The sequence below is a fragment of the Arthrobacter sp. Hiyo1 genome, assembly GCF_001263615.2.
Taxonomy (GTDB): Bacteria; Actinomycetota; Actinomycetes; order Actinomycetales; family Micrococcaceae; genus Arthrobacter.
This window is the reverse complement of record NZ_DF952468.1, coordinates 197,399-206,349: the sequence shown is the minus strand read 5'-3', so window position 1 is coordinate 206,349 and position 8,951 is coordinate 197,399. Positions and strand designations below refer to the sequence as shown.

Below are 8,951 nucleotides of genomic sequence, written 5' to 3'. Positions count from 1 at the left end.
CTGTCAGTACCCGGCACGAAGGCCGCGTGCTGATCGCGCTGCTTATTGCCGCGTCGGCGATCGGTCCGGTGGTCGCCGGGCTCATCCCGCATGCGGTGGGGCCGTTGTCCATCCTGCGTTTCCTGTTCACCAACATCCAGCCCGTGGACCCCCAAACACTCCAGAACCTCTGCTCGGATCCGGCGCAAGCGAAGGACTGTGCCGTCGCACAGCTGCAGTTGCGTGCCGGAGTCGGCGGGATCTTCATGGCCATCCTCCCGTCCTTCCTCCTGCTCTTGCTCGCCGACGGCCTGCGCCGCGGACGGCGCTTTGCCTGGGTGGGGACCCTTTTGATCCAGGTGGGGCTGTCCGTTCTCGCCGGAATCACCATCACCGCAGCCCTACAAGCGGCGCCCCCGAACACCGGAACAAGCGAGGGGATCACCGCGATCGAAGGATCGGCCTCCTCGCAACCCCTTACCCTCGCCCTGCCGCTGCTCATGCCCCTTGCACTGACCATCGCCCTGCTCGCCACCGTCACCTCCTGGCTGCCCGTCTACCGCCAAGGGCACATCGTGGGCTGGACCCTGGATTTCATGCGTCGCCGCAGCAACGGCTTCCGCGCAGCGTCGAATTCCTCATCGCCTCCGCGTCCCTCAGCCTCAAGGATGAAGGATGCGATTTCCTCAGCCTCTCCGGAGCACCCCTCGCACGGATCGCCGAGGACCCGAATATGCCACCGCCGGAGGCAGGAACCCGGCCATCCGGCAGCCTTGACCGGCTGCTCGACTGGCTGGGGGCGACGTTGGAACCGGTGTACGGGTTCAGGTCCCTCCTGGCCTTCAAAGCAAAATCCAGCCCCGGTACGAACCCCTCTACATGCTGTACCCCGACGCCGCGTCCCTGGCCGCCATCGGAACCGCCATCACCAGGGCCTACCTGCCCACCCTCAACCTCGGAGCAGGGCTGATCCTGGCCCGCCGGATCCTCCGCCGGCAAGCACCGGAGAGATCCTCGCGGACTTCACACTTCGACGCAAGCAAAAGCTATAAAGGACAAAGAAGCACCCCTGACCGAACACCTGGGCGTGGGCCGCCGCGGAGTTCCGGGACAGCGATCACCTGACAATCGGGGCCTACAGCAATGAGGAATGCAGAAATGTCTGCATCACGTCGCCGCGTACACAAGGTCCCGCCCGGTTCCGATCAGTTGTGCAGGAGGCCAACCGATGCTGGTGTTCTGTCCGTCAGAAACAAGCGCCATGGCGTAAAGGATGCGTTAAGATCGTGCCGGCACGCCGGATAACACGCGTTGCCTCGGGTACCTTTGCGGACGAAGCCCGCTCTTCCTCCGGTCGTCTTGGGTTGTGCCTCGCGCCCGTCAATCGATGAAGGTCCCGTATGTTCACCAAGCTCCGTCGGATATTCCTGTTCGAAAAGTCATGCCGGTTCTGCGGAAAACGCCTGCCCCGTAACTTGAAGTCGAAGTTCTGTTCAACCGAATGCTGGGATCGCTTTGAATACATGAAGGTCTACTGACGCAGGATTATCTCCGGCATCAACCATGCCAAGACAATCGCCGTGTGTTGAAATGACGGCCCTGAGTCGCAGTATGCACAAAGAACATCGGTCACGGCACGATCATCGTCACCGGCAGGTCCTCAACGGCAATCCCATCCGCGCCAACAACGGCATCACGCCCGGTCGCGGTGCGCGGTCGCGGCCGGCGAGGGACCGCCGCAGATCAGCAGGCTCAAGCCCTTTCGGCAAACCCGACAGGGACGAACCCTCCACCGAAGCACTCAAGCACCCAACCGCTCCCGCATTGTACCCCGGCCAAATGGTCCGAAAGTAGGTGCAGATTCCCGCAGCCAACAGGGCACTCAGGTCAGTGCTTTTCCGGCCAGATGGCATCACCCGCAGACCGGTGGGCCACGGAGAAGCAGCGTCCGGTCCTGGGCTACCTGCCGGATTCAGTAGGCGGGAGACGTCGTACGGAATGGTGTCAGCATCTCCAAAAGACACGCTCAGCAGAGCGTCCCTGCCGGCCCGGGTAAAATGATGCCCGTCACGTGATGTGACTCTGCTCGCGGCACACGGAGGATACGAATGCTTAAGCGGATGGTCAAGCGTCCGAGGGGACACTGCTGGCTTCGAATCCTGATATCGATAATCGCCGGTCGCCTACGTCTTCGTCATTGCTGCACGGTTCCTGGTCCCCTGGACCGAGTGACTTCACCAACGAAACTCACCGCACCAAATAAAATAGCCGTTCTCCGTCAGGAGCCCGGACACCTGACGGATTGCCAGGTTTCGCCGGACCGAAGGAGTCCGCGGACGCACCCATCGCCTCGTCCGGTAGGGTAGGGAGCGGGACCCATGGCCACGCCAAGGACAGGGTAGATTCTCCATCGGCTCGGCCCCTCCTCCATCTCCCTTGGATTGTCTTCCGGCAGGACGAGCTCGACGTACGCGATGAGCCCGGATCCGCCAGGGCGGCGCTTGAGATATCCGCACATTGGAGCTCCGCAGACGATGCGCATCCCCTGCTCATCCTTGAACGCCTCAGGCCGGACGGCTCGCGCGACGTCGGCCACAGCCATCGAGACGTCTTTCCCGGGCTTGCGGTCCTCCCAATGGAACCGGCCGCGTCCTCGGCGTCAAAAGCGGCCTGGATGCCGTCAGGGTCATCGAAGATCGTGGTGGCCTTCAAGACGGCCGCAGCACGCCCCCGTCCCAGCTGCATCATTCATCGCAGCATCCGCCGCGACGCGCTGGCGGTGAGCAAGATAACGAGAAGCTTGCGACCGGACGATAACGTCAGACGGCCGCCGGAGCTGGCCGATCCCGTCGGACCTTTCGTCAGCCTCTGGGCGCGGATTCGGCGTCATTTTCGCCGCTCTTCACATGGGGTTGAGGTTTGCCCCGGTTTGCGGGTTTACAGTTGTAGGCAAGCAGGTCATTTGGTGGTACGGGCAGGAGAAAGCCATGGGCGGCGCAGCTATCCGCAACGGGGCGCAGATGCCGGCCGTCGGGCAGGGCGGCCCGGGTCCGGACCGGGTTCTGCTGATCGATTTCGGGGCGGAAATCCTGCTTTCGGTCCGGATGGGTGAACCGGTGCCGGGCCCGGGAGAATTCCTGCTGGGCTTCACCGCCGACAATGTCTTTACCGCAACCGTCCGTTGTCTGGGCATCCGGTTCCACGGCGGACGCGTTTTGGGATCGTTCGACCTGCTGCACGCATCGCCTTCCGGGCGTTTCAGCGCCTCGTTCGGGCGCGAGGACGGTTCTGCGGATGCAACATTCTTGCTTGACGACACGGTTTCTGCTCTTTTCCCGGTGGCAGGGCTCAAGGAACCGGATGTCGGGCGGCTGTATCCGTTCACGGTACGTGACGGCAGGCTGGCCGGCGGCAGCCCTGCATTCGCCCGCCTCGGGGGCTGAGAGGTGACCACCACGACAACCGTTCCCTGCCATCGGGCAACGGCTCCTGGATTCTTGCGGCGTTCAGCCCCGACCGACGTTACGCTGTCGGCCTCCGGCCGGTCATCACGGTGTGACCGGTGGGAAGCGACGGGGTAAGCGGGGTGAGCGGAAAACTGCCGAGGGCCGTTTCACGACCGCTGGATCCGAGGGCACCGTGGATGAGCTTGGCGAGGGACGGGGACGGGCCCACACCGTATTCCTGTCTCAGGGCGGCAGAGAAGCCCTATAAGTGCGGAGCGCAGCGACGAGATCGCCGGTGGCGAGGTGCGCCTGGATCAGCAGCCGGTAGGAGGATTCCCGGAACGGTTCCAAGGAGATTGCCGCTGCAGTGGCCACTTTGGTTTCCTCGGCATTTCCCTGGCTAAGCTGGTATGCGGCGATGGAGTCGAGGGCTGACGTCCGCAGGGCCCGGAAGCGTTCCTGTTCGACCAGGATCCAGTCCTCGTACCATCCCGGAAGGAGTTCCGCGGTCCGCAGCCGTTCCCACCGCGGGTACGAACCGTGCAGCCCGGAGACCGGGGCATGAAGATCGCGCTCAAGGTCGATGATATCGACCTTGAGCTGTTCGCTGAGGGCCACGGAAACGTCCGTGATTCCGTCGGCATGGAGCAGGCCGGGGAGCTCGTGGTTGATATGCCAGATGCTCACCCTGAGGCCAACCGCAGCCTGGGCCTCGGAGGAGTCCGGCCAGAGAAGGCCGGAAAGGAAAGTACGCGGCCGCTCGCCGAGAAGGGCCAGCGCAGCGATCAGGCGTTGCTGCCGATGCGCTACCTTCACCCGCCGGCCGTCCCGCGTCAGCGTCCACCCATTAAGCAGGGTCAGGAACCACTCAGGCTCTGGAATTGACACCATGTCCCATACCCCATCGAACGTCGGATACCTGCCTTGTTGCCTGATTCCGGGCGGTTCTCGTCTGCTGTGTCGACCGGCGTAACCGTCCGGTTCTCTGCCGCTGTGTCCCCGGGTCTGGGGCCGGCAGCTCCGGAATACCACCGGGAGGGTTCGGAGACGTCCGGCCTGACGCCGCAGCTGATGCCTGAACCTGACGGACTCCACCGTCTTCGGACCCAGGGAATGTCTTTGACTGGAAAAGTTCCATCTCGGGTGCTTTCGTCGTTCAGCCTGGCACAACACGTTGAATATCCCGACACTACCCAGCCAAGGCCATGCCGGTCGCGAGTAGCCACTACTCGAAACAGGGCTCCCCGAATTTCCCACTACGGATGTCCTACTTGCCGGAAGCGACCCCCAAGACCCGTAGTTGAGGCTCAGGGCTGAAGCGATCACCTCCTGGCCGGATCCTTGTAACGGCGCTGTAACGGGCACGGTTTCATGCTCATCGCTACATGCACCAGACCTGGTGTGTGTAACGATGAGTGAGATCGAGGTGCGGTCATGAATCATCCAGGCCCCCTATCCCGGCGACGGTCCGAAAGCGGCCGCCGTACATTTTTCCGTCGGGGTTCCGCATTCGTGCGGGTCAACGGTCGGGGGTGATGGCGGTGTCCATCGGGCAGTTGGAGCCTGCCACAGGCCGGACCCCGGCAGCGTCAGGCCCGGGGACGTCGTTCCCTGCTGCGTCGATCAGTGTGGTGATTCCCACCCTGAATGAAGCGTTGAATCTGCCGTGGGTGCTTAGACGGATCCCGTCGTACGTTGACGAAGTGATTATCGTGGACGGCCGGTCCGAAGACCTCACAGTGGACGTGGCGCGCGCGCTTCGCTTTGACGTCGTCGTGGTGAACGAGCTGCACGCCGGCAAGGGCGCCGCGATGCGGGCAGGCTTCGCGGCGGCAACCGGGGACATCATCGTCATGCTAGATGCGGACGGCAGCATGGACCCGAGGGAAATCGGCTGGTTCGTCTCACCCCTCCAGCACGACCACGATTTCGTCAAGGGCTCCCGATATGTCACCGGCGGCGGTTCCGACGACCTGACGCGTTTGCGAAACCTCGGGAACCGTGCGCTCACAGGTCTGGCGAACAAGGCCCTGCATTGTAACTTCTCGGATCTTTGCTACGGGTATATCGCTTTCCGCAGGGAGTGCCTGGAGATCCTGGAACTCAAGTCCGACGGTTTCGAAATCGAGACCGAGCTCGTATCGCGGGCAGCGAAGGCGGGCCTTCGCATCGCCGAGGTGCCCAGCCATGAACTGTCCCGCATTTCAGGCAATTCACATCTGCAGACCTTCCGCGACGGCTGGCGGGTCCTGCGCACCCTGACCCGTGAGTGCGTCGGATGGGATGCGCCGACGGCGGGGGCAAGGCCGGAGGCTCTCCGGCGCGTGAAGTACCGGTACCCGGACATGAGGCTTCCGCACGTTCCTACCGACCCGCACACGGTCCTGGCGACGCTGGGGGGCGGTTGAGATGCCCGCCGGTGCCGGCCGGCCCAGCATCAGCGTCGTGATCTGCTGCTTCACCGAAGCCCGGTGGGAGTTACTGTTGAGCGGGATCGCATCCGTTCGTGCCCAGACGTTCCGCCCGGAACAGCTTGTTGTCGTCGTTGACCATAACACGGATCTGTACCGGCGGCTGAGTCTGTACGGGCGGCTGACAGGTGCGCTGACAGGGGTCGAAACGGTGGAGAACTCCGGGCCGCCGGGGCTGTCCGGCGCCCGCAACACCGGGGTGGCGGCGGCAACCGGCGACATTGTTGCTTTCCTCGACGATGACGCCGAAGCTGCCCCGGACTGGCTGGCGCGGCTTGTCCTGATGTATGAGGATCCAGACGTGTTGGCGGTCGGGGGCAGGGTTGAACCCGTGTGGGAATCGGGTCGTCCGGCGCACTTCCCTGAAGAGCTTGATTGGATTGTCGGGTGCACCCATAAGGGACTGCCCAGAGTCGCGGCGCAGGTGCGTAACGTGATCGGCGCGAACATGTCCTTCCGCGGCGATGTCTTTGGGCGGGTCGGCGGGTTCAATGCGTCCCTTGGCCGGCAAAGTGATCGTCCGCTTGGATGCGAGGAGACTGAATTGTGTCTGAGGGCATCCATCGGTTCCCCCGGAACCCGCGTGGTTTACGAACCGGCAGCGGTGGTTCGCCACCATGTGCCGGCCGCACGCGGCACCCTGCGCTACATGTTGGCGAGAGCCTGGTCAGAGGGTGTTTCGAAGGCCCAGGTGACACGCCTTTTGGGCCGGGCCGAAATCCTTGGACCGGAACGCCGATACGTCCGCCGCGTGCTCCCGCGCGCTGTTCTGGCCGGGATCCGCTCCTTCACGCACGACGGCGACGCGGGCGGGCTTGCCCGGGCGGGCGTGATCGTAGCGGTCCTGGCCGTCACCACACTCGGTTATCTGCACAGCCTCTGGCAGACATCACCGCACCGGGCGCACCGATCCGACCCCATCCTTTTGCACCGTCTCATTCGCAACAAAGGTGGAGGCCGGACCAATGATTAACCAGCAGATCATCACGTCGCCCGCAGTTGCCTTTGACGTCCACGGCCGAGTCGGAATCCGGGTAGCCCCGGGCACGCCAGGTGAGGCACAACTACGCGATATGCTCGCCCCGTTCCTCGGCCCCTCGGCTTCAAACCTGCAGCTGAACATCAGCGGGACCCTGACTAAGGTTCCCGCGCAGTCCCGTGCCGAAGACGCCTACCGGTACACAGACGATTCTTTGTTCCTCCCGGAAGACCGGGTTCAGGTCATCCGCACGGAGAACGGCTTCGCAGTTGAGGGGGCGGGTGAACTGCTGACAGCGGTGGTGCCGCTCCTGGACCAGTTGTGCATCCGGCAGGATACCGCGATGCTTCACGCGGCGATGGTGGACTATCGGGGAGCGGGCATCCTGCTCCCCGCATGGGGCGGGGTCGGGAAGACCAGTACGGTTGCGAAACTTGTGGCCATGCCGGGCGTCGGCTTCATGGCCGATGACTGGGGATTCATAACCGCGGAGGGGACCCTCCTGTCCTACGCAAAACCGATGTTCATCAAACCCCACCACCGGCCCATCTATCCTGAGCTGTTCCAAGGGGTCCGCAAACCGCTCGCACCGGGCTGGCTGACGTCAACGGTCAGCAGTTTGGCCACCGCAGTACACCCCGTCATCGTCCGCTATCCACGCACCGCCGCGTTCACCCGACGCTGGTCACCGGAACACAGAATGGTCCACCCGGCAGACGTATTCGGCGCAGAGAAAATCGCTGCGAAGGCGCCTACCCGGCTCGCCGTCTTCCTTGAACGGTTTGACGGAGCGGAAGCCCGGTTGGAGCGGCGGACACAGGCATGGATGGCTGAACGCATTGTGGGCAACTTTCATTCGGAACTGCCTTTGGTGTCGCGGCGGCTCATCGAGCGCTCGGGGCCACAGGACTCGTGCCATTGGGCGGGCATTTCTCCGCAAAAACCTCGCTCATCACCCGCGCGCTGGGTGACGTTCCCTGCTTCGTGCTGCGCCTCCCGGCGGCATGGTCGGCCGACCGGACCTCCGACCACGTCGCGGGCACCGTCACCTCCATGGCGGACGGCCGGCCGTGAGCAGGAACACGAGTTCTGGCAGCGTCCTGGACGTGTCTGTCGTGATCCCGGCCCGCAACGCCGCCAACTGGCTGGCCGAATGCCTGAAGTCCGTCTTTGACCAGAACCCCCGCGAGGTGATCGTCATCGACGGATGTTCCCATGACTCCACCGTGCAGATCGCCCGCTCCTACGGGGCACGCGTCATCTCCGACAGAGGGCGCGGACTGCCGGCTGCACGCATGATCGGTGCCAGAACCGCGCACGCCGATCTTGTCGCGCTCATTGATGCCGACGTCATCCTGCCCCCAGGCGTCCTGGCAAAACTGAAGGAAGAGTTCCAGGCAGGCGGCTTCGATGGTTTGCAGTTCGGACTCGTGAGCGAGCCTGACGGCCCCGGCTACTGGGGAGCCGCCCTTGCCTGGCACCATAACCACAGCAGGGTCCGGTCCTGGTTCGGCGTCAGTGCCACGCTCATGCGCCGCAGCGTTCTGCTCGAGGCCGGGTTCGATGAGACCTTCCGCTCGGGCGAGGACGTAGAGCTCCGGATCCGGCTCGAGGACGCCGGATGCCGCCTCGGGGTCTCCCCCACCACCTTCGTCAGGCACCGCTTCGGTGACAGCTTTGAGCACGCCCGTGACCAGTGGGTTCAGGACGGGGCCGGTTTGGCGCGCACCATGAGCAAGCACCCCCGCCGCGCGGGATGGATGGTGTTCCTGCCGTTGCTGGCAACGGCCCGTGGCGTCCTTCTCTCCCTGGCCACGGCCCCCCGATACCTGCCCTACTGGGCCGGCTTCGTCCTGTTTAACTACCGGTCACTTGGGGGCACCTTGTTGCACCGTCCCGGACGGGAACTTTCCCTTGGCGGGAACGCCGTGTGGCTGGCCGCCGCCCGGATCGCGCCAATGGCAGCCGGGCTGCTGTTCTGGGCCCTTGCCGCCCTGGCGATTCCTGCCGACCGTCGTGGGGTTGGCCTCTGCCGTGGTCTCCGCGACCATGCTGACCGTGCAATTGGGCATGCTC

The 8,951-nt window shown here is 64.1% G+C and carries 7 protein-coding genes; 6 read left to right on the top strand and 1 reads right to left on the bottom strand.

What is annotated here, in order from left to right; translation table 11 throughout:
- Nucleotides 1-169 precede the first annotated feature (169 nt).
- Both AHiyo1_RS27790 and AHiyo1_RS00850 read left to right on the top strand, forming a co-directional pair.
- Complete coding sequence (locus tag AHiyo1_RS27790; RefSeq protein ID WP_340639279.1) at nucleotides 170-949, top strand: phosphatidylglycerol lysyltransferase domain-containing protein; 780 nt, start codon at nucleotides 170-172, stop codon at nucleotides 947-949.
- Nucleotides 950-2,966: 2,017 nt separating this feature from the next.
- Nucleotides 2,967-3,422: a hypothetical protein gene (locus AHiyo1_RS00850; protein WP_059387304.1), complete on the top strand. Its 456-nt coding sequence runs from the start codon at nucleotides 2,967-2,969 to the stop codon at nucleotides 3,420-3,422.
- A 246-nt stretch (nucleotides 3,423-3,668) separates the two neighbouring features.
- On the opposite strand, the gene AHiyo1_RS24340 is transcribed toward AHiyo1_RS00850, so the two are convergent.
- Nucleotides 3,669-4,316 (bottom strand): AfsR/SARP family transcriptional regulator, encoded by a 648-nt coding sequence (locus AHiyo1_RS24340; protein WP_059387303.1) that lies wholly within the window; start codon nucleotides 4,314-4,316, stop codon nucleotides 3,669-3,671.
- A gap of 644 nt (nucleotides 4,317-4,960) precedes the next feature.
- Here AHiyo1_RS24340 and AHiyo1_RS00840 point away from each other — a divergent pair.
- The 4 genes from AHiyo1_RS00840 to AHiyo1_RS00825 all read left to right on the top strand — a co-directional run.
- Nucleotides 4,961-5,833 (top strand): glycosyltransferase family 2 protein, encoded by an 873-nt coding sequence (locus AHiyo1_RS00840; RefSeq protein WP_084784283.1) that lies wholly within the window; start codon nucleotides 4,961-4,963, stop codon nucleotides 5,831-5,833.
- A 1-nt stretch (nucleotide 5,834) separates the two neighbouring features.
- A complete protein-coding gene (locus AHiyo1_RS00835; RefSeq protein ID WP_059387302.1) occupies nucleotides 5,835-6,869 on the top strand; it encodes a glycosyltransferase family 2 protein in 1,035 nt (344 codons plus the stop codon).
- Complete coding sequence (locus tag AHiyo1_RS00830) at nucleotides 6,862-8,049, top strand: hypothetical protein (RefSeq protein WP_253257100.1); 1,188 nt, start codon at nucleotides 6,862-6,864, stop codon at nucleotides 8,047-8,049. The genes AHiyo1_RS00835 and AHiyo1_RS00830 overlap by 8 nt, the downstream gene beginning before the upstream one ends.
- Nucleotides 7,982-8,951, top strand: a 970-nt coding sequence (locus AHiyo1_RS00825; protein WP_253257099.1) for a glycosyltransferase, incomplete at its 3' end; no start/stop codon positions are given. The genes AHiyo1_RS00830 and AHiyo1_RS00825, both read left to right, overlap by 68 nt.